We start from the raw sequence: 25,000 nt of genomic DNA, 5'->3' as shown, positions 1-25,000 counted from the left end.
GTTTGTGAAAACTAAGGAACCGCCTAGTACTGAACGGTATGCTAGGTGGTGTGAGAGGTCGGCTAATCAATTAATGATTAGCCTCCTACTCGATTTTGGATTAAAAACTTCTGATTGTTTCTTCGTTGAGCCGTTTGACAATTTCCACGGCGAGTTTTACCGCATTTTCGTAATCTTCCAGTGTGCAGATTCCATGATGACTGTGGATATAACGGACAGGAATGCCAATCACGATGGTTGGGACACCGTGGCGGGAAGCATGGATGTATTTTCCGTTTGTACCGCCGCCGCTGCGGACAGATTCCTGCACTGGAATACCGAGTTCCTCCCCAAGATCCAGAGCAAACCGCTGGAAACGAGGATTTGTGATCATCGAACAATCAAAGTGGCGAAGCATTGGACCTTTTCGGAGTGCTACCTGAATCAGATAGTCAGGAGAAAAGGTATCATCTGCCGGACATCCCTCAAATACAATGCACACGTCGGCATCGATGTTATCGACAGCAGCCATAGAGCCTCTTTCTCCCACCTCCTCTTGCACGGTCAGAGTTGCCTCTACCTCTACATCTAGCATTTCCGTACTTAACTGGTTCAGTGTTTCAATCAGAGCGGCGCATCCAATCCGGCAGTCAAACGCTTTTCCCATAAATAAATCGTGCGTTTCATCATAGGTGCATGTCACGTCCGGGACAACCGGAGCAGCCATACGGATCTGAAAGTTTTCTTTCAAATCCTGCGCGCTTACAGCACCGACATCGATAGCGAGATCTGAAAGTATCTGCCCTTGATTTTTCTCTGCAGCACTGACAAAATGAGGAGGTTTGCTTGTAATGATCCCGGGAATATACTCTCCTTTGGCAGTCTGCACGCGTACTTTATTTGATGGGAGACTGGAAATATCACTTCCTCCGATTGTGAGGAAATTCATAGTACCATTGGGTTTGATCGCCTGCACGATATATCCGACTTCATCGCTGTGTGCATCAATCCAGACCTTACAAGGTTGCTTACGGTTATTTTTCAGGCTCATGTAAGTATTTCTTAAGGAGTCGATTGTTACATTGCAGTATGCCTCGGTCTCTTTTCGGCCAAGTTCTGCAACTTCATCCTCAAAGCCAGATACGCCGTTTGCATTGCTCAGTGCCTGGATGAGACATATGTTTTCTTCTTTTGTTCTCATAGCTAAGATTCCTTTCTTTCTGATTTCTACGGTAAAAACAGAGGATAGATCTGTTTTCGTTTTCTATTATCGTATCATACATTTTAGATCTGCTACAATCGGTTTTTTGAAATCGAAGCAGAAAAATTCTTCCGGTTTCTTTTAGGGGAATGTGCTATAATATAGCTAAGACAGGAGAGGAGGGACGATATGATTCGGATCAGACCTGTAGAGAGTGCAGATTGGGAGTTCTGGTATCAGCTGGATGGGCATTTGACGCAAGAAGAATTTGAGAATAAAGTGCGTACAAGAAGAGGATATGTTCTTTTAGTGAATGAAAAGCCGGTGGGATTACTCCGTTACAACCTTTTTTGGGATAATACACCATTTTGCACGATGCTTTTTATCGCAGAGAAATATCAGGGGAATGGTTATGGAAAACAGCTTTTAACATATTGGGAAAATGAAATGCGGATGCAAGGATATGAAATGCTGCTGACTTCCACGCAAGTTGATGAGACGGCACAGCATTTTTATAGAAAAATGGGATATAAAGATTGTGGAGGGTTTGTCATTGATATTCCGAAGTATGCACAGCCGATGGAACTTTTTCTGATAAAAGATATAAGTTTATAGTGGAAGCAATTTCTATGGAGGAAGCGGATCCGTTCGGGATAAAAAATACCGGATAGGGATAGCTTCCTCTATTTTGTGAAAAGAAGTTTTTAAATATCAAAATGTTTATTCTTGATCAAAAATGCAAAAGAAGCAAGTGCGCAGGCGCCGATTGCTCCGCGATAATCATCGAATTGAGTAATTTCAATTTCGATATTCCGTTTGGTCGGGATAAAATTTAATTGTTCCTGAATCAGAGCGGTCAGCTGATTTTGGAAGGAATCGTGCCGGAACAGCCTGCTGTTTAAGTATATTTTATCGATGTCTTGAATGATCAGAGTGTTTGCGACGGATACACTTAAAAGGCGGATACCGAGGTCGATCTGCGTGTTAAAATAAGGATCGCCGAGTTCATAGGCTTTGATCACTGTATCGATGTCGATTGCCTCTGCGTTATCTACAAGGCTTCTGAAAATGCTGGAAGAAGACTGGTGAAACAGAAATCTCGCATTTTTGATCAGCCATGATTCGGAAATATAAGTCTGAAGGCATCCGCGTTTGCCGCATTCACAGAGAGGGCCATTGATATCTACAACCGTGTGACCGACTTCACCAATATAATAGTTATTTTTTACCCCCAACTGCTCTGCATTGAAAAAGGAACAAAACAGACCATGACCGATATGATAGAACAAAAACTTGTCCGGAGAATTTTTGGCTTGAAACAGATATTCTCCAAGAGACATACATTCTACATTGTTGTTGACGATGAATGGAAATGGAAAATATACTGAAATTTCTTTTAAATTAAACGCTTTCCAAAGAGGATTGTTGGAGATGATCGTCTGTGAGTCATAATCGAAATGTCCCGGAATGGCAATCCCCGCTCCGAATATTTTCGAAGGATCCACTTTTTTGAGCAGCAGATTCAACTGTAGAACAATTTCTGAATTGATATTATTGACATCGTAGGACGAAAAAGTTTCGCAAGCTTCTGTGATCACCTTTCCAGAGAGATCTGTTATCACGAAAAAGATTCCTCTCATATTTAGTTCAATCCCGATCAGATATCCTGCAGAAGCATTTAAAGTAAGAAGCTTCCGCTTTCTGCCGGAGCCGGGTGCGTTGCTGATCTCGTCACCGATTTCGACGATTAAATTCTGGCTTTTAAGGTCTCCGGTAATCTCTGTCATCAACGCGGGAGTCAGACCGGTTGCGTTAGCGATTTCGATTCGTGAGGTTTTCTGTTTTCGGTAAATAAATTCCAAAACAGAAGAGACATGCTGACTGTAAACATCTGATTTCTTTTTATACATAAATAAAATACAATCCTTTCTTTATCGAAAATAAATAAGTAAGATAAAATGACTGTCATATCGATGTGATTTGTTTCTATTTTATCACGCAAAGGAAGTTTTTGCCATAAGAAATCACTGTAATCTAAAAAAGAGCGGATAAAAATGCTAATTTCGTGGTAAATTAGACAAAAAAAGAATTTTATTTATAAAAAATAAAATAAAACTTTACAAATGCTGTCGAATAGTATAATATATATTTATAAAAAATAAATAAAAACGGAGGTTGCTATGAATCGTATTTTAGCATTTTTAGAGGGAAAACTCGCTCCGCTCGGAGAGCGGATTGGAAAACAGAGACATTTAAAAGCTCTGAGAGAGGGAATTATGATGGCAATGCCATTGGTATTATTGGGATCATTCTTTGTTTTGATAAAAGATTTCCCGATACAGGCATGGACTGCATGGCTGCATTCTCATTGGAATCTGGATGTTCTTTTAAACACAATGGCAAATAACTCATTCGGCTTGATGGCGCTTGTAACAGCATTTGGAATCGCGTATCGTCTGTCAGAATCGTATGGAACTGACGGTCCGTCAGCAGGTGTAATTTCGTTGGGAGCATTTCTTCTGATGACACCGCCACTGGCAGCAGAAGACGGAGCAGTTGGAATTCCTTATGGAATGTTAGGTGGAAAAGGAATTTTTGCAGCAATTGTTGTAGCTATGATTTCAGCGGAAATTTATCGCTGGTTTATCCAAAAGAATATTGCGATTAAAATGCCGGCAGGTGTTCCGGATGTAGTAAGTAAATCATTTTCTGCATTGATTCCGGGAATCGTAATTTTAACATTTTTTGCAGTTGTATTAAAAGTAATTGAAGCGACAGGACTTGGAAGTTTAAATGCAATTCTTTCTATTGTAGTAGGAAAACCATTAGGATTGATTGCAAGTACATTGCCGGGAACATTCGTTGCAGTATTATTAAATTCTCTGTTCTGGTTCTGTGGTGTCAATGGTGGACAGGTAGTCGGAGCAGTTATGAATCCTCTTTGGATCCAGTATGCAGATGCAAACCGTATCGCTCAGGCAGCAGGAGAAGTTCTTCCAAATATCGTAACAGCGCCGTTTATGGATCTGTTTGTGTATATTGGAGGGGGCGGTGCGACAATCGGTCTGGCACTTTGCCTGATGTTTTTCAGCAAGAGCAAAGAATACAAAACACTTGGAAAAGTATCTGGTATTCCAGCATTATTTAATATTAACACAGCAATTTTATTTACCTTCCCAACAGTATTAAACCCAATCATGTTGATTCCGTTTGTACTGACACCAGTTATCAATGCAGTAATTACATATGTAGCAATGCTGACAAATCTTGTTCCTTATACAACAGGTGTAACACTTCCTTGGACAACACCACCGATCATCGGAGGATTTTTAGCGACAGGAAGCTGGAGAGGTGCGGTATTACAGATCGTGCTTGTGATTGTGTCCTTTGTTATCTATTACCCGTTTTTCAAAGCGGCAGATAAGAGAAACTTATTGAAAGAAAAAGAAGGTGCAAACTAATGAGTATAAAAATTTGGTATCAGACAGAAGAGCAGGAATTTCTTCATGCAGAGATGCAGCATTATTTTGAGGCAGTATTACAAATGCAGGCAGAAAAAGCATCTGAGCAAGATGCAGATCTGAAAGTGATCGTGGAAAAAGAAGATACAGATATGGACCATATCTGTATCGAACTACACGGAGGAAAGGGAAAGATTCAGGCAGATTCTCAAGTGGGAGTACTGATTGCCGTGTATCGTCTTTTCCATGAATTTGGCGTGAGATATCTTCGTCCGGGCAGAAAGAATGAATTCTTCCAAGTTCTTTCTGAAAACGACTGGGCAGAAAAGGAAATCTCTATTGAGGAGACGGCAAGTTTCCGACACAGAGGAGTCTGCATTGAAGGAGCAGATTCTTATGAGAATCTGAGAGATTTTATCGACTGGCTTCCGAAGATTGGAATGAATACGTTCTTTATCCAGTTTGAAAATCCATACTCATTCTTTAAGAGATGGTATGAACATGAATTTAATCCATATGCAGAAAAAGAACCGTTCAATACAGAAATTGCTCAGGAGATGAGCGATCGGATCGATCGGGAGATGAAGATCAGAGGAATTGTGCATCATCGTGTAGGTCATGGATGGACTGGGGAAGTGCTCGGATATTCTTCAAAGTATGGATGGGAATCAGGTCTTACCCTTCCGGAAGAGAAAAAACATCTTGTGGCAGAATTAAATGGAAAAAGAGAGCTGTTTGATACAGCGCCGATCTTGACAAGTCTTGACTTTGCAAATCCGGAAGTCGGAAACAAGATGGTAGAACTGATCGTCAATTATGCAAAAGAAAGAAGAGATGTAGATTATCTGCATGTATGGCTTTCCGATGCAAGAAATAATATCTGTGAATGTGAGCACTGTCAAAAAGATCTTCCATCAGATCAGTATGTTCGCATTTTAAATCAGCTGGATGAAGCGCTGACGAAAGAAGGTCTGGATACAAAGATTTGTTTCTTGTTGTACCATGAACTGTTGTTTGCGCCAGAGAAAGAAAAACTCAAAAATCCAGAGAGATTTACAATGATGTTTGCGCCGATCACGCGTACATTTGAAATGAGTTATGAAGATGTCAATTACGAAACAGATGTTCCGGAACCGAAGGCATATGTAAGAAATAAGATCGTGCTTCCAAATTCATTAGAAGAGAATCTTTCTTATCTCTTTGCGTGGAAGAAGATGTTTGACGGAGACAGCTTCGTATATGATTATCCGCTTGGAAGAGCACATTATGGAGACCTTGGCTATATGAAGATCAGTCATGTGATCTACCGCGATATTCATTTCCTGAAAAACCTGCAGTTAAACGGATATATCAGCTGTCAGGAACTTCGGGCAGGATTTCCGCATAACTTCCCGAACTATGTTATGGGACAGATGCTCTGGAACAATACACGCGATTACGAAGAGCTGAAGGAAGAATACTTCAGCAGCATGTACGGAGAAAATTGGAAAGAAGTGATCACTTATCTGGAAAATCTTTCTGCATATTCTTCCTGCGATTATTTCAACGCAATCGGTGAGAGATTAAATCCAGTTCTGTCAGCAAGATATGAAGTGTGTGTAAATCTCGCAGAGGAGATGCTTCCGGTGATCGAGGCAAATACAGCTAAAAGAGATGGTCTTCAAAAGCAGGAGTGGAAACAGTTAGGATACCACAGAGAATATGTGATGAAGATGGCAGAGGCACTCCGTTTGATCAGTGCAGGAAAACATACAGAAGCACAGCGTATGTGGAGAGATGTACTTGACTTCATTCGCAGAAATGAAATGGCATTCCAACAAAATCTGGATGTGTACCGTGTTATTGAGGTAGCCAAGAATTATGCAGGATTCAAGTTGTAAAAGGGTAAAAGTCCTTTTGTGATAAGGTGAGCGAATATGAAAAGAGACCATAAAAAAATCATTGTAACATTTTTGCTGCCACTACTTTTTCTGTATGCAGTATTTCAGTTATATCCATTGCTCCTGAATCTGTTTTATTCCATGTTGAATTGGAATGGAATTACAAAAACGGCAAATTTTGTAGGGCTGGACAATTATGTAGAAGTCCTGGGAGATGGTTTGTTTTGGAACGCAGTGAAAAACAGTGTATTGTATGCAGTGGCAGGAACTTTTTTTCAGGTAACAGTATCGTTCTTCCTTGCTTATCTTGTAGAGTATAATACATTTAAAAAGAAAAAAATGGTCCGCCTAGTATTTATCATGCCAATCGTAGCAACTTCTGCTACGATTGGTATTCTGATGAAAAGTATTTTCAGCTATGATGGATTTGTCAATACGGTCATCAGCGGTGTTGGTCTTGAGAAGATTGAATGGCTGACAGAACCTAAGTGGGCATTTTTAATGATTATCCTTGTATCTGTATGGAAAGAGACAGGGACATTATTTATTTACTGGATGGCAGGATTTCAGATGGTATCTCCGGCAGTAATTGAAGCATCTAAGGTAGATGGAGCCAGTGAACCGGCGTTTGTCCGCTACATTTTGATCCCGACAATGAAGCCGGTCATCTTTACGGTTACTTCCGTGGCATTTTTAAATGCCTTGAAAATGTTTGATATCATACAGACATTGACGAGTGGAGGCCCTTATTTTTCGACAGATATGATATCGACTTATATTTACAGGACAGCATTTTCCAGTTCGTTTGGAGCGCCGAGACTTAGCTATGCAAGTGCGGCAGTCGTGATGTGTCTTGTATTTTTGATTTTGTGCAGTGGATTGATACGATTCTTTCAAAAGAAGTGGAAAGAAGGAAAAGAGGCATGTTAAAGAAAATTTTATTATTTGTAAGCACAGCAATCTGGCTTGCACCATTCCTGCTGATGTTGTTGATCGCGTTCAGCAGTAAAAATACGAATTCCTTTTTGGAGTTGTTTGCAGACAATCGTGCTACCTTTCAAAATTTTCAAAATGCATGGGAGCAGGCGGAATTTTCCCGATATTTTCTGAACACGGTGATTGTGACGGTTGTTTCGGTTGTTGTGATTCTTGCAGTTACAGCGCTTGCGGGATATATTATGGGCTGTTTTGAGTTCCGGGCAAAAAAAATTATTTATACGGTGATGATGATTTCTATGGGAATCCCGACAATCTTTTTTACAATCCCGGTGTATCAGATTTTGCGGATGCTCCATTGCGAGAGTTCTTTGATTGGGCTGATTTTGGCAGAAGTCGGTGGTGGACATGTGATTTTTATTTTGTTGTTTTCAAAATTCTTTCAGTCGATCCCAAAAGCGCTGGAAGAATCTGCAGTGCTGGAAGGGGCAAGTGAATTTGATGTGTTTTTCCGAATCATGTTTCCGCTTGCGGGACCGGTGATCGGAACCGTAGTGATCACGCAATCAATCTGGACATGGAACTCTTTCCTGTATCCACTTATTTTGTCTGTGAATCAGCCGAAAATCCGTACACTTTCTGTCGGTCTGTATTCTTTTCAGGGAGAAAATATTGTGGAGTGGGGAAGTATTGCAGCGGGAGCTTGTATTACCATTCTTCCGATGCTATTGTTGTTTGTAACATTCCAAAAATATTTTATCCAGGGAATTTCAGGGGCAGTCAAAGAATAGCGGAAAGAAAGGGATGCCATATGAGAAAAAGAATTGCAGTGCTGTTGGCAGGAGCATTGATAGGTATGACTGGCTGTGGTGGAGTAAAGGTTGTAAGTCCGGAAGCAGGAAACAGCAGTCAGAAAGCAGAGTTTGAAAAAATTAAGACACCGGAAGATGAAAAAGTCGTATTGAATATCGTCGACTGGAGTGACAGTACAAAAGATGCCAGAGAAAAATTGAATGAGCAGTTTATGAAGGATCATCCAAATGTCACTGTAAATTATACGACGCTGACACAGGCGCAGTTTAATGAAACGATGCTGTCCGGAATTCGGGCAGGAGATGCTCCGGACTTATTTCCATTACCGTCTACGGTTACGTTTTCCACGGCAGTCAGTGAGGGATGGTTTCTTCCGATGAATCTATATTTGGAAGAAGATTTCTTTGCGCAGATCCAGCCGGAATTTCTATGTGAAAATGTTACAATGAAAGGGGAAGATGTCTATCTTCTTCCAGAAGCGGTAGACATTCCGAGTGCACTTTTATTTTATAACCGGGCTCTCTTGGAAGAAGTGGGGGCAGAGATTGATCCGGAGAAAGTAACCTGGGAGGAGCTTCGACAAATCTGCGAGCAGGTTACGGAAAATGGAGATGGCAAGTATTACGGCATGGTTGCAAGCGGTGCACAGAAAAATCGTATGGATATTGAGCTTCGTGCCTTTTCAGAAGTAGGAGGAGCAAAATTAGGACCGGCAGGACAAGTATTTTTGCAGAAAGAGCAGACAACATTTGCAGATCCTGAGGTGGTTCAAGCGTTTGACCTCTATCAAGAGTTGTATGAAAAAGGATGTTTTCATCCGGATACAGCATCGTTGACAGCGCCGGAGGCAAGAAAGCTGTTTGGAGAAGGCAAGGCAGCATTTCTTGTGCAGGGAGCATGGTGCATTCCAGTTTGGGAGAAGGATAATCCGGATTTGGATTTCGGAGTGATGAAAGTTCCGGTGAATGAAAAACTTCCGGATGGGAAACTACTGCGTCCATTTACAAAGGGATGGATGGGAATTTCAGCGAACAGTAAACACCCGGATATTGCGGCAGAATATTTAAAATATCTCTATTCTTATGAATATCAGAAAAAACTGATGGCGCAGGGAGGATTTGTGTCTGTGCGAGGAGATCTCGGAGAAAAAGATATTGAGAATGAACATATGAGACGTTATTATCAATATGCGATGGAGCAGAGCATTGCTGTTCCGAATCCGGTGGCAGAAAATGGCAATATCGAGCTGGTTTACAGTATGATCCAGCCGGTTGTTCCAGATTTTGGTGACATTGCCTCTTCTATTTTTTCTGGAAAAGAGATTTACAAAAAAGAATTAAAAAACTACGCGAGTCAGATGCAGGAGAACCTGAAACGATCTGTAGAAACCGTGAAGAAGCAGAAGGATATCTCTTTGTCAGATTTTAATTATAAGGACGGAAGGTAGAGAAGTTCCTTTTGAAATTGCTTTAGACAGAAAAATAAAAATGTTTTGAAAAGATGTAAAAAGTATTGACAAATTTATATTTCTGTAATAAATTAATAAAAAATAACTTTTTAAACCGTTGAGAAAGAGGAGTAGGTTATCAAACGACATTCCAGAGAGTGGCAGGAGGTGCGATTGCCATATGAAGTTGATGATTGAATGGACTTTCGAGGGCGGCCTGAAATCAGTAGGAGAGTATGGTACGTCGGGAACCGAACCCGTTATCAATCAGGAGTGTATGTTAGTACATGAGAAAGAGGACAGTACGTGTCAATTTGAGTGGTACCGCGATAATAATACCTATTATTACCGTCTCAAGCAAGAGCTTGAGGCGGTTTTTTTCGTGTTGGCAAGGATCGTGAGCATTTTTCCAGGAAGGCGCTCGTTGTGCTCGCACAAAAGAGAGCATTCCTGGAAAAATATTCGCGGGCTGCCCGCGACTGAGAGGCGAAGCCTCGAAGTGCTCACGATCCCATTGCGAAATGTGAAGCATAAGAAGGCGCTCGTTGTGCTCGCACAAAAGAGAGCATTCCTGGAAAAATATTCGCGGGCTGCCCGCGACTGAGAGGCGAAGCCTCGAAGTGCTCACGATCCCATTGCGAAATGTGAAGTCTCGAAGGAATCACGATCCGAATTGTCTAATCTTTGCTAACATCATAGTTATCTGCCTGGCAAGTGGATATCAGCATAATTAAAAAAGGAAAAGGAGCAGAGAAAGATGATGAGAAGAATGAGTAAAAAGGTAGGAAAATTAACAGGAAGTCTGGCAGCTGTGCTAGCGATTGCGGCAATCACAGGCTGTGGAAGCAAGCAGGAAGCAAAGAACGAGCAAGGAGAGCAAATCTATCGTATCGGTATCTCGCAGTTTGCGGAGCATGCCTCTCTTGATAACTGCAGGGAAGGGTTTTTGGAAGGATTAAAAGAAGAAGGGTTGGAAGAAGGGAAAAATCTAAAAATCGAAGTGAAAAATGCAGCGGCGGATATGGGCACTGCAAGTCAGATTGCGGATCGGTTTGTGGCAGATCAGATGGATCTGATCTGTGCAATCGCAACCCCAAGTGCACAGACTGCATTTAATGCGGCGATGGATACAGAGATTCCAGTCATCTATACGGCGGTGACAGATCCAGAAACGGCAGAGTTGGCAGGAAAAGATAAAAAGCCGGCAGGGGAAGTGACCGGGACAAGTGACAGACTTCCGATCAAGGATCAGCTTGAAATGATTCGTCAGATTCTTCCAGAAGCGAAAAAAATCGGGATTCTCTATACGACAAGCGAAGTAAACTCTTTGTCCGCAATTCGAGTATATGAAAACTATGCAGAAGATTATGGATTTGAGATTGTGACAGCAGGTGTCAGCAATACATCGGAAATTGCGATGGCAGCAGAAGCATTAGTAGGAAAGGTAGATTGTCTGACCAATCTGACAGATAACACGGTAGTAAATTCCCTTCCGACGATTCTTGAACGAGCAAAAGAAGCAGAGATTCCAGTATTTGGAAGCGAAATTGAGCAGGTCAAGCTTGGATGTCTGGCGGCAGAAGGACTTGACTATGTGGAACTTGGAAAGCAGACTGGGAAAATGGCAGCAAAGATACTGACAGGAGAGGCAAAGGCATCGGAATTGGAATATGAAGAGATTTCAGGAGGAAATCTTTATTTGAATACTGCAGTGGCAGAACAACTGGGGATCTCTTTTGGAGAAGAACTTTTGGAAAACGCTGAGATATGCGAATAAAGGATATGAGGAAAGGATGGCAGGAAAATGAGCTTGATCATAACAACAATGGAGCAGGGGTTAATCTATGGAATACTTGCTCTTGGTGTCTATATTACTTATAAAATACTGGATTTTCCAGACTTAACTGTAGATGGAAGTTTTCCGCTCGGCGGAGCGGTAGGAGCTGCGCTGATCACAAAGGGAATGTCCCCATTTCTGGCACTGCTTCTGGCATTTCTGGCAGGAGCGCTGGCAGGAATGCTCACTGGATTGATTCATGTGAAAGGAAAGGTCAGAGATCTTCTGGCCGGGATCATTATGATGACAGCTCTGTGGACGGTAAACTTACGGATTGCCGGGACGTCAAATGTCCCACTGTTTTCTCAGAAAACCATTTTTAAAAATGATCTGATCGATAGGATGTTTCCGGGAACACTTAGAAACTATGCCACACTGGCACTGATTTTTGTTATTGCGGTTGGGGCAAAATTATTGTTGGATCTTTATTTGGGAACAAAGTCAGGATTTCTTCTGCGGGCGGCAGGTGACAACGACAAGTTAGTCACTTCTCTTGCAAAAGATGCAGGAAATGTAAAAATCATCGGACTTGCGATTGCCAATGGTCTTGTGGCACTTGCGGGATGTGTATTCTGTCAGGAGGAGAGGGTTTTTGAAATTTCTATGGGAACCGGGGCGATGGTCATCGGGCTTGCCAGTGTGATCATCGGAACGAGCCTGTTTCGCAAGCTTTCCTTTCTGAAAACAACTACTACTGTCTTTTTCGGAGCGGTGATTTACAAGTTGTGTGTCGGTATTGCAATTAAAAACTTTGAACCAAGAGACATGAAATTGATCACAGCAGTGCTGTTTCTTGTGATTTTGTTGATCAGTACGGAGAGAAAAAGGAAGGTGAAAGGAAATGCTTGAATTAAATCATATTTATAAATACTATAATCCCGGGACGGTTCATGAAATGTGTTTATTTGAAGATTTTGGAATGAAAATAGATCGGGGGGATTTTGTTTCTGTGATTGGAAGTAATGGGTCAGGGAAAACCTCTCTTCTAAATCTGATCTGTGGCAGTATCCTGCCGGAAGCAGGGCAAATCTGCATGAACGGGAAAGACATCACAAAAGAAAAGGAGTATAGGAGAAATCAGAAGATCGGAAGAGTGTATCAGAATCCTGCATTTGGTACTTGTCCTGGGATGACGATTCTTGAAAACATGGCGATAGCGGATCACAAAGGAAAACGTTATGGATTTGCAAGAGGAATCAATAAAAAACAGATTTCCTATTATCGGGAACTATTATCTTCCTTAAGGCTTGGTCTGGAAGAAAAGTTGGAGACAAAAGTGGGAGCATTGTCCGGCGGACAAAGACAGGCAATGGCTCTTCTGATGGCTACTATGACACCGGTGGATCTTCTGATTCTCGATGAACATACAGCGGCGCTGGATCCAAAGACGGCAGAGCGGATCATGGAGCTGACAGATGAAATTGTGAAAAAGAAACAATTGACAGCGATCATGGTGACACACAATCTTCGCTATGCTGTAGAGTATGGGAATCGGCTCTTGATGATGCATCAGGGAGAGATCATAATGGATCGGTCAGGCAAAGAAAAGCAGCAGACAAGTGTGGAAGAAATTTTAAAGTTGTTTAATGAAATCAGCATTGAGTGCGGCAACTAAAATAGAAGAGAGAAAATAAGGATGGAACAGCAATGTCCATCCTTATTTTTCACAAAATTTAGAAGAACGGAAACGAAGATTTTTGTATAATATTTTCGCGCAGTTCTTGTTGACGGTGCTTGCAGGAAGTGGTAATATTGTTCGTGCAGACACATTATCTAGTTTGCTAAAAGATAATAAAACACTAAATATAGATGAAATAATGGGGAAAGGAAGCAAGTGTAGTATGGTGAAAGTAATCAAGAAAGACGGGACTTCAGAAGAGTTTAATGTACAGAAAGTAGTAGTCGCAGTCAATAAATCAGCTTATCGTGCATTGATCCAATTTACAGATGCAGAGCTTGAATTTATCTGTAAATTTGTGGAAGAGAAAGTAAGAGATATGGGAGTGGAAGAAGTCCGGATTGCCGAGATGCACAACATCGTAGAAGGTGCATTGGAGAAAGTGAATCCGCTTGTGGCAAAGAGCTATCGTGATTACCGCAACTATAAGCAGGACTTTGTGCAGATGCTTGACGAGGTGTACAAAAAGAGTCAGTCAATTATGTACATCGGTGATAAGGAGAACAGTAATACAGACAGTGCGCTCGTATCTACAAAGCGCAGTCTGATTTTCAATGAACTGAATAAGGAACTTTACAAGAAGTTTTTCCTGACAACAGAAGAGATTCAGGCATGCAGAGATGGATACATCTATATCCACGACATGTCCGCGAGACGCGATACAATGAACTGCTGTCTGTTCGATGTAAAAAACGTGCTGAGCGGGGGATTTGAGATGGGAAATCTCTGGTACAATGAGCCGAAGACACTGGATACAGCATTCGATGTGATCGGAGATATTGTTCTAAGTGCAGCAAGCCAGCAGTACGGTGGATTCACTGTGCCAAGTGTAGATGATATCTTAGAGCCATTTGCAGAGAAATCATTCCATAACCATGTGGAGAAATATCTGGGACTTGGAATCGAGCGGGAGAAGGCAGAAGAGGTCGCATGGAAAGATCTGGAAAAAGAGATGGAGCAGGGATTCCAGGGGTGGGAATACAAATTTAACTCCGTATCTTCCAGCAGAGGAGATTATCCGTTTATTACAGTGACAGCAGGAACCGGAAGAAGCCGTTTTGCAAAGCTTGTCACGATCACGATGCTGAAAGTCAGAATGAACGGACAGGGAAAAGAAGGTCATAAAAAGCCGGTATTGTTCCCGAAAATCGTATTCCTCTATGATGAGAACCTGCATGGACCGGGAAAAGAACTGGAAGATGTATTTGAAGCAGGAATCGAATGTTCAAGAAAGACAATGTATCCGGACTGGCTGAGTCTGACTGGAAAAGGTTACATCGCAAGTATGTATAAGCAGTATGGTAAAATCATCAGCCCGATGGGATGCCGTGCATTTTTATCCCCATGGTACGAAAAGGGTGGTATGTATCCAAAAGATGAGACAGATACGCCGGTATTTGTCGGAAGATTTAACATTGGTGCAGTAAGTCTTCACTTGCCAATGATCTATGCAAAGGCAAAACAAGAGAACAAAGATTTCTATGAAGTACTTGATTACTACTTAAATCTGATCCGGAAGCTCCATATTCGTACATATGAGTATCTCGGGGAGATGAAAGCATCGACAAATCCGCTTGCATACTGTGAAGGTGGATTTTACGGTGGAAATCTTGGTCTGCACGACAAGATCAAGCCTCTATTAAAATCAGCGACTGCTTCCTTTGGAATCACAGCATTCAATGAGCTTCAGCAGCTTCATAATAAAAAATCACTTGTGGAAGACGGCGCATTTGCACTGGAAGTATTAGAGTACATCAACAAGCGTGTCAACGAATTTAAAGAAGAAGATGGACATCTGTATGCAATCTATGCGACACCGGCAGAAAATCTCTGCGGGCTTCAGGTAAAGCAGTTCCGCAAGAAATACGGAATCGTAGAAAACGTATCTGACCGTGAATATGTCAGCAATGGATTCCACTGTCATGTGACAGAAGACATCACACCGATTGAAAAGCAGGATCTGGAGTATCGTTTCTGGGAACTCAGCAACGGAGGAAAAATCCAGTATGTGAAATATCCGATCAACTACAATAAAGAAGCAATCAAAGCCCTTGTGCGCCGCGCGATGGATATGGGGCTTTATGAAGGGGTCAATCTGTCTCTGGCGTACTGCGACGATTGCGGACACGAAGAACTTGCGATGGATGTCTGCCCGGTATGCGGAAGCAAAAATCTGACGAAGATCGACCGGATGAATGGATACCTTTCTTATTCAAGAGTCAAAGGAGATACACGTCTGAACGATGCAAAGATGGCGGAAATCGCAGAAAGGAAGAGTATGTAAGATGCGATATCACAACATAACAAAAGACGATATGCTAAACGGGGATGGACTTCGTGTCGTATTGTGGGTGGCAGGCTGCTCTCACTGCTGCAAAGAATGCCACAACCCGATCACATGGGATCCGAACGGGGGATTGGATTTTGATCAGGCAGCAAAAGAAGAGATTTTTGAGGAACTTTCCAAAGATTATATCAGTGGAATCACATTTAGCGGAGGAGATCCGCTTCATGTCAGAAATGCTTATGATGTCAAAGAACTGGCAAAAGAAATCCGAGAGAAATTTCCACAAAAGACAATCTGGCTTTACACAGGTTCTCTCTGGGAGGAAATTAAAAACACGGAGATTGTGAAATATCTCGATGTGCTTGTAGATGGCGAATTCGAGTGTGATAAAAAAGATGTAAGTCTTCACTGGAAGGGAAGCGCAAATCAGAGAGTCATCGATGTGCAGGAGTCTCTTCGCCAAGAGAAAGTGATCTTGCACGATTCCTAAAATTTCATTTTTGTCGGCGAAAATGTAAGCTTGTCCGGCAGAAAGACTGGGAAAGAAAACGATAGATTAGCCGGGACTTCTTATGATTTTCAGCATGGAGGAACCGGCTATCTGTTTCGGAATACAGAAACATAAAGAAGAAACGACAAGAGAGAAAATAGAAACGGGAGAAAACAAATGAAACGAATTGCAAAATTTCAGAAAGTAAGTTACGAGCAGTTTACAGAGGGATGGATCGACACTTTTGGTGCTACCAATGCAGAAGAAATCAAGACGATTTACGATCATATCAAACTTCCAAAGCGTGCTACTTCAGGATCGGCAGGATATGATTTCTATGCACCGGTGACATTGACAATGAAACCAGGGGAAACTGTGAAAGTTCCTACAGGAATCCGTGTGGAGATGGAAGAAAATTGGGTTCTAAAATGTTATCCGAGAAGCGGTCTTGGATTCAAATATCGTCTGCAATTAAATAATACGGTTGGAATTATTGACAGCGATTACTTTTACTCTGATAATGAGGGGCATATTTTCGCAAAGATCACAAATGATACAAACGAAAATAAAACCGTTGAGATTCCAGAAGGAACAGGATTTATGCAGGGAATTTTTGTGGAATATGGAATCACAGTTGATGATGATGTGACAAGTGTGAGAAACGGTGGTTTCGGAAGTACGACACAGTCATAGAAAATGCGAAAACTGTAAAAAAAGTATGATAAAGTACTTGCAATCCATAGATTTGCTATGCTATACTTAAACGGTCGTAAAAAACACGCATATGGTAATCTCTGCCGGTGCCAATATTCTTCAATGGATTCTGAATAGGATTTTCATCTGTATCTCATTTGAGAGAAAGATGGAAGCCAGATAAGATCAGGACCGCATTATATATAGAAGAAACGGTTGCAGAGTACAGGAAATATGCGGAAGAGTAAAAACCAATGGAGGAAAAATCATGAGCGTTATTTCAATGAAACAGTTATTAGAAGCAGGTGTTCACTTTGGACATCAGACAAGAAGATGGAACCCTAAAATGGCAGAGTACATCTACACAGAGAGAAACGGAATCTACATTATCGACTTACAGAAATCAGTTGGAAAAGTAGATGAAGCTTACAAAGCAATCTCTGACATCGCAGCAGAAGGAGGAACAATCCTTTTCGTTGGAACAAAGAAACAGGCACAGGATGCAATCAAATCTGAAGCAGAACGTTGCGGAATGTTCTATGTAAACGAGAGATGGTTAGGTGGAATGCTCACAAACTTCAAGACAATCCAGAGCAGAATCGCACGCTTAAAAGATATCGAAAGAATGGCAGAAGACGGAACATTCGACGTATTACCTAAGAAAGAAGTTATCGCAATCAAAAAAGAGTGGGAGAAACTTGAAAAGAACTTAGGCGGAATCAAAGATATGAAGAAAGCTCCAGATGCAATCTTTATCGTAGACCCTAAGAAAGAAAGAATCTGTGTTCAGGAAGCACACACACTTGGAATTCCGTTGATCGGTATCGCAGATACAAACTGTGATCCAGAAGAATTAGACTATGTAATTCCAGGAAACGATGATGCAATCAGAGCAGTTAAGTTAATCGTTGCTAAAATGGCAGACGCTGTAATCGAAGCAAACCAGGGTGTTACAGGAGAAGAAGAAATTTTTGAAGAAGTAACAGAAGAAGCAGCTGAAGAAGTAACAGAAGAAGCTTAAGATTGGAACTAAATGCTTCAGCCTGAATACAGGTTGAAGCATTTTTTTAAAGAAACTATTATCAATGGAGGAAATGATCATGGCAATCACAGCTAGTATGGTAAAAGAATTAAGAGAGATGACAGGTGCAGGAATGATGGACTGCAAAAAAGCTCTTAATGAAACAAACGGAAACATGGACGAAGCAGTAGAATACTTAAGAAAGAACGGACAGGCAAAAGCTGACAAGAAAGCAGGAAGAATTGCAGCAGAAGGTCTTGTAAAAGCTGTTGTAAAAGATGACAAAGTAGCAGCAATCGTAGAAGTAAACTCTGAGACAGACTTCGTTGCTAAGAACGCTGACTTCCAGGCATATGTAGAAGAAGTTGCAAATCAGGCAGTAGCAACAGAAGCAGCTGATATGGATGCTTTCTTAAGCGAAGCATGGTTAGCAGACAACACAAAGACTGTAAAAGATGCTTTGACAGAGAAAATCGCTGTTATTGGAGAAAACTTAAGCATCAGAAGATTTGAAAAAGTAGTTACAGACGGATGTGTAGTACCTTACATCCACGGTGGCGGAAGAATCGGTGTTTTAGTAGAGGCTGAGACAGACGTAATCAACGACGAGATCAAAGCTTGCTTAAAGAACGTAGCAATGCAGGTAGCAGCTATGTCTCCAAAATACGTTTCACGCGATGAAGTATCTGCAGAATACTTAGAGCACGAAAAAGAAATCTTATTAGCTCAGGCTAAGACAGAAAACCCAGAGAAGCCAGACAACATCATCGAAAAGATGATCATCGGACGTCTCAACAAAGAATTAAAAGAAATCTGCTTATTAGATCAGGCATACGTACAGGATGGTGACTTATCTGTTGCTAAATATGTAGAAAAAGTAGCAAAAGAAAACGGTGCTAACGTAACAGTTAAGAAATTCGTTCGTTTCGAAACTGGAGAAGGATTAGAGAAGAAAAACGAAGACTTTGCTGCTGAAGTGGCTGCACAGATGGGAAACTAAATTCCTAGATAAAATGCAGGTTAAACCCCTTGAAAAGCTCAGAAAATGGGCATTTTCAAGGGGTTTTTGCAGTTGGAGAGAAAATTCATAAATTATCGTAAAATACCGTATTTTATCATTAGATTTGGGGGAAATTTGGGGGAAGACTTGGGGGAAAAGCTTCCCCCAAATGCCATCTTAAACTTTGCCTCTTTCTTCTGAATAAAGAGGAGAAGTTTGCTTGTCGTTTCTTTTTGGGGGATAACGCTATCCCCCAAATTTGAACGTAAAATAGTATATCTTCCCCCAAATTATCGTAAGTTATCGCATGGAAAATAGGGATTGTGGAAAGACGGGGGATAATTTATAATATAAAGAAAGAGACAAGTGAATACGTGGCAGAATATTTTGTCTCCTAGTGTGTCGGAGCCTTAAAAAGCGTGATATTTGGCAGTATTTAGTGCTGTTTTGTACGGAATTTGCGGATATAGAAGATCTAAATGGACAGGATGATACGAGCCGAATGGATGGAATTTGTGACTTTTTGTGGAGAAAATTCGTAATGAGAATAGTACATGCATAAAAAAAGTGGTGTAGTGTGGAGGAAAAGAATGAGATTACTTGCAAGAGATTTGAAACCAGTAACATTAATGAAAGTAAACGGTGACCTTTATCATGGTATAAGAGTGAATCTGCAAAGTTCGGTAAATAAACTATTAACGCAAGCTTTTGATATACCTTTTGAAGAAGGTGATTTTATTGAACGGGAACTGAAGAATGGTATAAAAGAAAAATACATAATTTTAAAAATAAATTATTCTACAAATGTGATTAACATGGATATTGAGAAGGTTACAGATTTAACTAAAAATAGAGGAGAGAAGATCATGGAGGAGAGGGAGAGAATAGTAAATAACACAAATAATTTTTATGGAGAGGCAACAGGAATACAAATTCAGCAAGGAACAAACAATTCTTTACAAGAGCAGACAATAACCCAAGAGTTTAATTATGCTAAAGTGAAAGAAGTTTTAGAGCAAATTAAAAAGTATGATAGTATGTTTGATGAAGAGTATGGAGAAAAAGCACCGGAGCTAAGAAATATGATTGAAGAAATAGAAGTTTTATTACAAAAGAGAGAAAATCCGAGTAAAATAAAAATGGTATTGACTGAAATTAAAAATTTATCTATTGGTATAGCAGGCAGTTTAATTGCTTCGGGTATCCTTGCAACTATTGCTCCGATATTATAGGTGGTGAACAAAAGTGGGAATAGTAATTGAATTACAAAGAGAGGCGTTAGATGAAAAAATATCTATTGAATCTTTGATGAGAAAGGCTTACTTAGTAGCCAGAAAGCTTAATCTGAAAGAGTTTGAAGAATGGATAAGCCAAGAGCAAAATGGGTACAAACAAGAAGTTCCGGAATATCGGAATATAGCAGGTGAAATTAAAGCATGGAATCCTTATCATGGCTGGATTCCAATGGTCTTATCTGCTGACATATCAGATTTGGTTTCTAAAATGCCGATACCTACTTCAATTTCAGAATTACAAGATGTGTATAACTCAAGTGAAGGTACAGTATGTTTATCTGTAAATGGAACCTTAACCGAATGGTTTAATTCTAATATGGATTTTATACCCACCAAGTATCAATTTTTTTCTACGAAAAGTGAATTGTATAGAATTATGAGTACGGTGAGAAATAAGATTTTGGATTGGGCATTACTTCTTGAAGAAAATGGAATAGTGGGCGAAGGAATGACATTTACCGATATAGAAAAGAAAATAGCTCATAACACTCAAGTTATCAATAATTACATAAATAACTTTTATGCTGAAGTTTCTGATATAGATATGCAACAAGGACAATAATGAGCTTTATATATCTAAAAGATTTTTTGCATTTTTGAAAATTCAAAGCATCATTTCTATTACTATAAAATTAAAGCGGAGGTGTTGATAATGACATTCAGAGAGGGTGTAGTTATTTCTGCTTATATAGGGGGGGCTTTGTGAATTGTTTCGATTTGTTCACGAATACATCAAGGAAATATTGGGAGGGGAACTGTTTAGATATTAAAAAGTTTAATATTTGGCGATATTCAGAGCTGTTTTGTACGGAATTTGAGGATGAAAGAGGACTAAACGGACGGGATGATATGAGGTAAATGGATGGAATTTTTGACTTTTGGTTTTATAAAGATTTATAATAGGGAAAATTGATTGGGAGGATACATGGCATTAGATTTTTGGTACAATGAAGCTGAGAAAAAAGAACAAGATGAAAAATGGAAGCAGGATTTTAAAAATATCGGAGGAGATGTATATTCCTTTTTTATAGACACTGCGATTGAAAAAGGATATGAAAATCGAGAGGGACAATGGGATATGTCTTTTGAAATAACAGATGCAATGAAGAATCGACAGCATATTGTAGTCGAAGCAGGCGTTGGAATTGGAAAGACATTTGCTTATATTGTACCTCTTTTATATTATCATAAGAGATATAAAAAGCCGATAGTAATAGCGACATCCACCATTGCATTACAGGAGCAGTTAGCAGCGGATATTAAAATCATCGAGGATATAATTGGATACTATCCAGATATAGTTCTTGCAAAAGGGCAGAATCATTTTCTATGCAAATATAGATGTGATGCGTATTTCCTTTGTGAAAAAGATGAAACGATTAGAAAAATATATGCGGAAATTGAAAAAGGCGGATGTCAGAAGGCAGATTGGGATATTTATATACCAGATAATATATGGAATCAAATAAATGTAAAAGAGTTTAATCCTGTATTTTGTAGGCAGAATTGCGTTCATAAAGATTACTGTTTCTATTATAGCTTGAGGCATGAACTATTAACCACAAATGGAATTATTTTATGCAATCAGGATTTATTGACGATAAATTTAAGAAAGCGTCATAATTTTTCAAAAGAAATTATTACAGATAGATTTCAATTCGTTGTAATAGATGAAGCACATAACTTGGAAGGTAAAGTTAGAAATTCATATACAACAGAGGTAAGTTATATTTCACTGCAAAGGACCGTTGAGCAAGCAAGAAAAATTGCCAGAGGATTGGGAAATACAATTGATAAGAAACTTAAAAGATATTATAAACATTTGGACAGCGTTTTTGATTCTTTAAACTTACAAGTAAAAGATCAGGATAGAATAGCAAAAAAAGAAAATCGTGAAATTGAGAGATATTATCTTGACCGAAACATTCCGGCATTGCAAGGATTAAAAGACTGTGTTCATGATATATTTTTGGAAGTATCTATGCAGTTTGGAGTAGATGATTCTTATAGAAATAAAGATTATGATGCAGAATTAGAAGCATTGGAGTTACAGGAAGAGTTTTGGACAGCTATGCTGAAAGAAGAGTGTGAAGATATATTTTGGATGACTTTAAATGGAAAAGGGAAAAAGGGAATAGTATTAGCAAATTGTCCAAAGGATGTTAATAAATTAACTGAACGTCTCTTTTTTTCGGATGCTGATTTTACAACAATACTGACATCAGCAACGATAACAAGTGGCGTCGGGGAAGATTATGAAGAAGGTTACAAATATTTTATTGCAAACACAAATTTCCCGATGGAGAAAGGTTTTATTGCTGAACCTAAATATTCTCCTTTTAACTATGATGAACATGCAATGATTTATTACACAGAGGATATGCCTCACCCAAGTCATGAACGGAAGAGGTTTATTGAAAGAGGGATTGACGAGATTGTACGGATATTGGAAATATCCAAAGGAAAGGCATTGATCCTTTTTACTGCTAAAAGTGATATGCTTGAAGTATACGAAGGGTTAAAAGAAAGAGTGCCATATAGAGTTTTAATGCAAAATGGAAGTGCATCACAAAGTGATACAATTGCTGAATTTAAAAAGGATGTTAATTCGGTATTGTTGGGAACGGGTACATATTGGGAAGGTATCAGTGTTGAAGGAATAGCATTGTCAAATTTAATTATCTTTAAATTACCGTTCCCAGTTCCAGAACCGATTATTGATTATAAAACAAGTATTTGCCAAGATGGCTTAATGGAAGTGTTAGTACCTGAGATGATTATAAAATTGAAACAAGGAATTGGTAGGTTAATAAGAAGTGAGAAGGATTTTGGAATTGTTTCAATTATTGATTCAAGAGTAGGTGAAAAATCTAAAGCAAAATATAAAAGGAATATTTGGGAAGCACTACCTATAAAGAATAGAACATCCGATTTTGATGAAATTGAAGAATTTTATAATTTATTGAATAGCGGCAAAAAGGAAGATGTATGTTTACAAAAGAGGAATCGGTAATAAAAAGTATTTTACTGATTCATAAGGAAATATTTACAGCAAGATATTACATACCCAGTTGGTTTTACAAGAATCAACTGGGATTTTTTATGCCTAAATTTCCATACATAGCCATTCCCCACAAAGGAGTGGCTATTAAATTTGAGAAGAAAGGAGGAAGTCAGAGGATGACATCAAAGTGTAAAGTAATTGCGATTGCGAATCAGAAAGGAGGCACAGGGAAAACAACGACAACGGTAAATCTTGGAGTGGGATTGGCAAATGAAGGGAAAAAGGTGCTTTTAGTAGATGCTGATCCGCAGGGAGATTTGACCACATCATTAGGTTGGGCAGATCAGGATAATCTTCCGGTAACACTTGCAACACACATGGAAAGTATTATCCGGGATAAGAGTATAAAACCGGATGAAGGAATGCTGCACCATGCGGAAGGCGTTGATTTAATTCCAGCAAATATTGAATTGTCAGGAATGGAAATGTTGCTCGTAAATGCAATGAGCAGGGAAACAACATTGAAAACGTATCTGGAAACGTTAAAGAAATCTTATGACTATGTTCTGATTGATTGTATGCCAAGTTTGGGAATGCTGACAATCAACGCATTAGCGGCAGCAGACAGCGTGATTGTGCCGGTTCAGGCGCATTATCTGCCTTTAAAGGGAATGACGCAGTTAATGCAGACGATTAAAAAGGTACAACGCCAAATCAATCCGTCTTTGAAAGTAGATGGAGTGCTGCTTACGCTTGCGGATATGCGGACAAATCTTGCCCGTGCCACAGAGAACAGCCTGAAAGAAAACTATGGAAAATTTATCAAAGTGTATCAGACTGTAATTCCGGTTGCAGTAAAGGCAGCAGAGACAAGCGCCGCCGGCAAGAGTATTTACAGTTATGACAAGGACAGCACGGTAGCGAAAGCATATCAAGCCTTTACAAAGGAGGTGGTTCGGGATGGCGAAAGGCAGAGAAATCAACTTCAATCTTCCCTCAGCCGATGATTTGTTCAGTACGCAGGAGGAACGAGATGAAGCGAAACGGGAAATGATTATGGAAATTTCTATTGAAGAGATCTGTGATTTTCCGAATCATCCGTTTAAAATCCGAATGGATGAGGAAATGGCGAATCTGGTGGAAAGTGTAAAACAGTATGGTGTTCTTTCGCCGGTGATCGTCAGACCAAAGGACGATGGCAGCTATGAAATGATTGCCGGGCATCGGAGAAGATATGCAAGTGAACTGGCAGAAAAAACAGAAATTCCATGTATTGTAAGAAATCTTTCCGATGAAGAATCGACTATTCTCATGGTTGACTCCAACTTACAGCGAGAGAAGATATTGCCATCAGAAAAAGCGTTTGCCTATAAAATGAAACTGGATGCCATGAAACGTCAGGCAGGAAGACCAAATAAAAATTATGTGCCAGTGGCACAGGATTTAAGGGGAAAGACATCAAGACAGATATTAGGAGAACAAGTAGGAGAAAGTCAAGACCAAATCCGTCGTTTTATCCGTTTAACAAATCTTATCCCGGAGTTGTTAGAGTTAGTGGATAATTCTGTACTAAAGGAAAAAGATAAGTTGCAGATTGCTTTGCGTCCGGCGGTGGAGTTATCGTATCTGTCAGAAGAGGAACAGTCAGATTTATATGAAACGATAGAATCGGAAGACTGTACGCCGAGTCATGCGCAGGCAATTAAACTGCGGAAGTTATCGGAAGAGGGACGGTTGGATGAAAATGTGATTTTTTCAATCTTGACAGAGGAAAAGGGAAATCAAAAGGAGCAGTTTCGGATGCCGAGAGAGCGGATACAGAAATATTTTCCACCGAAAGCAACGGAAAAGCAGATTGAGGATACGATTGTGAAAGCGTTGGAGCTGTATCGAAAACGGGAACGCAGTTTAGAACGATAAGGCTTGCCATTTTGGGAAACATGTCCCCGCATCTGGACAGCCTTTTTCTTTTTGTTCC

21 protein-coding genes and 1 other annotated feature are annotated in these 25,000 nt (G+C 40.0%); of the genes, 19 read left to right on the top strand and 2 right to left on the bottom strand.

The genetic code is table 11. The features are described 5' to 3' along the window. Positions 1 to 100: 100 nt before the first annotated feature. Positions 101 to 1,180 (bottom strand): M42 family metallopeptidase, encoded by a 1,080-nt coding sequence (locus tag EDD74_RS10090; protein ID WP_116441922.1) that lies wholly within the window; start codon positions 1,178 to 1,180, stop codon positions 101 to 103. Positions 1,181 to 1,369: 189 nt separating this feature from the next. Here EDD74_RS10090 and EDD74_RS10085 point away from each other — a divergent pair, with 189 nt between their 5' ends. Continuing rightward, positions 1,370 to 1,795, top strand: a complete 426-nt coding sequence (locus tag EDD74_RS10085; RefSeq protein WP_116441923.1) for a GNAT family N-acetyltransferase — start codon at positions 1,370 to 1,372, stop codon at positions 1,793 to 1,795. 89 nt (positions 1,796 to 1,884) lie between these two features. Here EDD74_RS10085 and EDD74_RS10080 read toward each other — a convergent pair whose 3' ends face one another. Next, a complete protein-coding gene (locus tag EDD74_RS10080; protein WP_008976004.1) occupies positions 1,885 to 3,090 on the bottom strand; it encodes an ROK family protein in 1,206 nt (401 codons plus the stop codon). A 270-nt stretch (positions 3,091 to 3,360) separates the two neighbouring features. On the opposite strand from EDD74_RS10080, the gene celB reads away from it, so the two are divergent. The 18 genes from celB to EDD74_RS09985 all read left to right on the top strand — a co-directional run bounded on the left by celB (position 3,361) and on the right by EDD74_RS09985 (position 24,942). Continuing rightward, complete coding sequence (gene celB / locus EDD74_RS10075) at positions 3,361 to 4,641, top strand: PTS cellobiose transporter subunit IIC (protein WP_008976003.1); 1,281 nt, start codon at positions 3,361 to 3,363, stop codon at positions 4,639 to 4,641. Then, a complete protein-coding gene (locus tag EDD74_RS10070) occupies positions 4,641 to 6,521 on the top strand; it encodes a DUF4838 domain-containing protein (RefSeq protein WP_116441924.1) in 1,881 nt (626 codons plus the stop codon). Before celB ends, EDD74_RS10070 begins: the two co-directional genes overlap by 1 nt. Before the next feature lie 36 nt (positions 6,522 to 6,557). After that, positions 6,558 to 7,451 (top strand): carbohydrate ABC transporter permease, encoded by an 894-nt coding sequence (locus tag EDD74_RS10065; RefSeq protein WP_016439081.1) that lies wholly within the window; start codon positions 6,558 to 6,560, stop codon positions 7,449 to 7,451. Then, positions 7,445 to 8,248, top strand: a complete 804-nt coding sequence (locus EDD74_RS10060) for a carbohydrate ABC transporter permease (protein WP_009262538.1) — start codon at positions 7,445 to 7,447, stop codon at positions 8,246 to 8,248. The genes EDD74_RS10065 and EDD74_RS10060 overlap by 7 nt, the downstream gene beginning before the upstream one ends. A gap of 20 nt (positions 8,249 to 8,268) precedes the next feature. After that, positions 8,269 to 9,717 carry an ABC transporter substrate-binding protein gene (locus tag EDD74_RS10055; protein WP_116441925.1) on the top strand — a complete coding sequence of 483 codons (1,449 nt, stop codon included), beginning with the start codon at positions 8,269 to 8,271 and terminating at the stop codon, positions 9,715 to 9,717. 109 nt (positions 9,718 to 9,826) lie between these two features. After that, positions 9,827 to 10,076 (top strand) — a binding site (T-box leader). Between the two features lie 398 nt (positions 10,077 to 10,474). Further along, a complete protein-coding gene (locus EDD74_RS10045) occupies positions 10,475 to 11,494 on the top strand; it encodes an ABC transporter substrate-binding protein (protein WP_116441927.1) in 1,020 nt (339 codons plus the stop codon). A 27-nt stretch (positions 11,495 to 11,521) separates the two neighbouring features. Further along, on the top strand, positions 11,522 to 12,403 hold the full coding sequence (locus EDD74_RS10040; protein ID WP_116441928.1) for an ABC transporter permease: 882 nt from the start codon (positions 11,522 to 11,524) through the stop codon (positions 12,401 to 12,403). Then, the gene (locus EDD74_RS10035) at positions 12,396 to 13,169 is read left to right on the top strand and encodes an ABC transporter ATP-binding protein (RefSeq protein ID WP_009262533.1); all 774 of its coding nucleotides are present in this window, start codon (positions 12,396 to 12,398) and stop codon (positions 13,167 to 13,169) included. Before EDD74_RS10040 ends, EDD74_RS10035 begins: the two co-directional genes overlap by 8 nt. A 226-nt stretch (positions 13,170 to 13,395) precedes the next feature. After that, complete coding sequence (nrdD, locus tag EDD74_RS10030; protein WP_008975994.1) at positions 13,396 to 15,516, top strand: anaerobic ribonucleoside-triphosphate reductase; 2,121 nt, start codon at positions 13,396 to 13,398, stop codon at positions 15,514 to 15,516. Position 15,517: 1 nt separating this feature from the next. After that, positions 15,518 to 16,009 carry an anaerobic ribonucleoside-triphosphate reductase activating protein gene (gene nrdG, locus EDD74_RS10025; RefSeq protein ID WP_008975993.1) on the top strand — a complete coding sequence of 164 codons (492 nt, stop codon included), beginning with the start codon at positions 15,518 to 15,520 and terminating at the stop codon, positions 16,007 to 16,009. A 177-nt stretch (positions 16,010 to 16,186) separates the two neighbouring features. Next, positions 16,187 to 16,702: a dCTP deaminase/dUTPase family protein gene (locus EDD74_RS10020; protein ID WP_009262530.1), complete on the top strand. Its 516-nt coding sequence runs from the start codon at positions 16,187 to 16,189 to the stop codon at positions 16,700 to 16,702. A 268-nt stretch (positions 16,703 to 16,970) separates the two neighbouring features. Continuing rightward, a complete protein-coding gene (rpsB, locus tag EDD74_RS10015) occupies positions 16,971 to 17,723 on the top strand; it encodes a 30S ribosomal protein S2 (protein ID WP_008975991.1) in 753 nt (250 codons plus the stop codon). A 79-nt stretch (positions 17,724 to 17,802) separates the two neighbouring features. After that, positions 17,803 to 18,723 (top strand): translation elongation factor Ts, encoded by a 921-nt coding sequence (tsf, locus tag EDD74_RS10010; protein WP_009262529.1) that lies wholly within the window; start codon positions 17,803 to 17,805, stop codon positions 18,721 to 18,723. 590 nt (positions 18,724 to 19,313) lie between these two features. Further along, positions 19,314 to 19,955 (top strand): hypothetical protein, encoded by a 642-nt coding sequence (locus EDD74_RS10005; protein WP_116441929.1) that lies wholly within the window; start codon positions 19,314 to 19,316, stop codon positions 19,953 to 19,955. Positions 19,956 to 19,968: 13 nt separating this feature from the next. Then, positions 19,969 to 20,580, top strand: coding sequence for an AbiTii domain-containing protein (locus EDD74_RS10000; RefSeq protein WP_116441930.1), 612 nt, complete (start codon positions 19,969 to 19,971; stop codon positions 20,578 to 20,580). A gap of 363 nt (positions 20,581 to 20,943) precedes the next feature. Continuing rightward, positions 20,944 to 23,031 carry an ATP-dependent DNA helicase gene (locus EDD74_RS09995; protein WP_116441931.1) on the top strand — a complete coding sequence of 696 codons (2,088 nt, stop codon included), beginning with the start codon at positions 20,944 to 20,946 and terminating at the stop codon, positions 23,029 to 23,031. 167 nt (positions 23,032 to 23,198) lie between these two features. Further along, complete coding sequence (locus tag EDD74_RS09990) at positions 23,199 to 24,029, top strand: ParA family protein (RefSeq protein WP_116442498.1); 831 nt, start codon at positions 23,199 to 23,201, stop codon at positions 24,027 to 24,029. Further along, positions 23,983 to 24,942, top strand: a complete 960-nt coding sequence (locus EDD74_RS09985; protein ID WP_116441932.1) for a ParB/RepB/Spo0J family partition protein — start codon at positions 23,983 to 23,985, stop codon at positions 24,940 to 24,942. Before EDD74_RS09990 ends, EDD74_RS09985 begins: the two co-directional genes overlap by 47 nt. The last annotated feature ends 58 nt before the right edge of the window (positions 24,943 to 25,000 follow it).

Source organism: Faecalimonas umbilicata (genome assembly GCF_004346095.1).
GTDB classification, from domain to species: Bacteria; Bacillota; Clostridia; order Lachnospirales; family Lachnospiraceae; genus Faecalimonas; species Faecalimonas umbilicata.
This window is presented reverse-complemented; position numbering and strand designations above follow the sequence as displayed.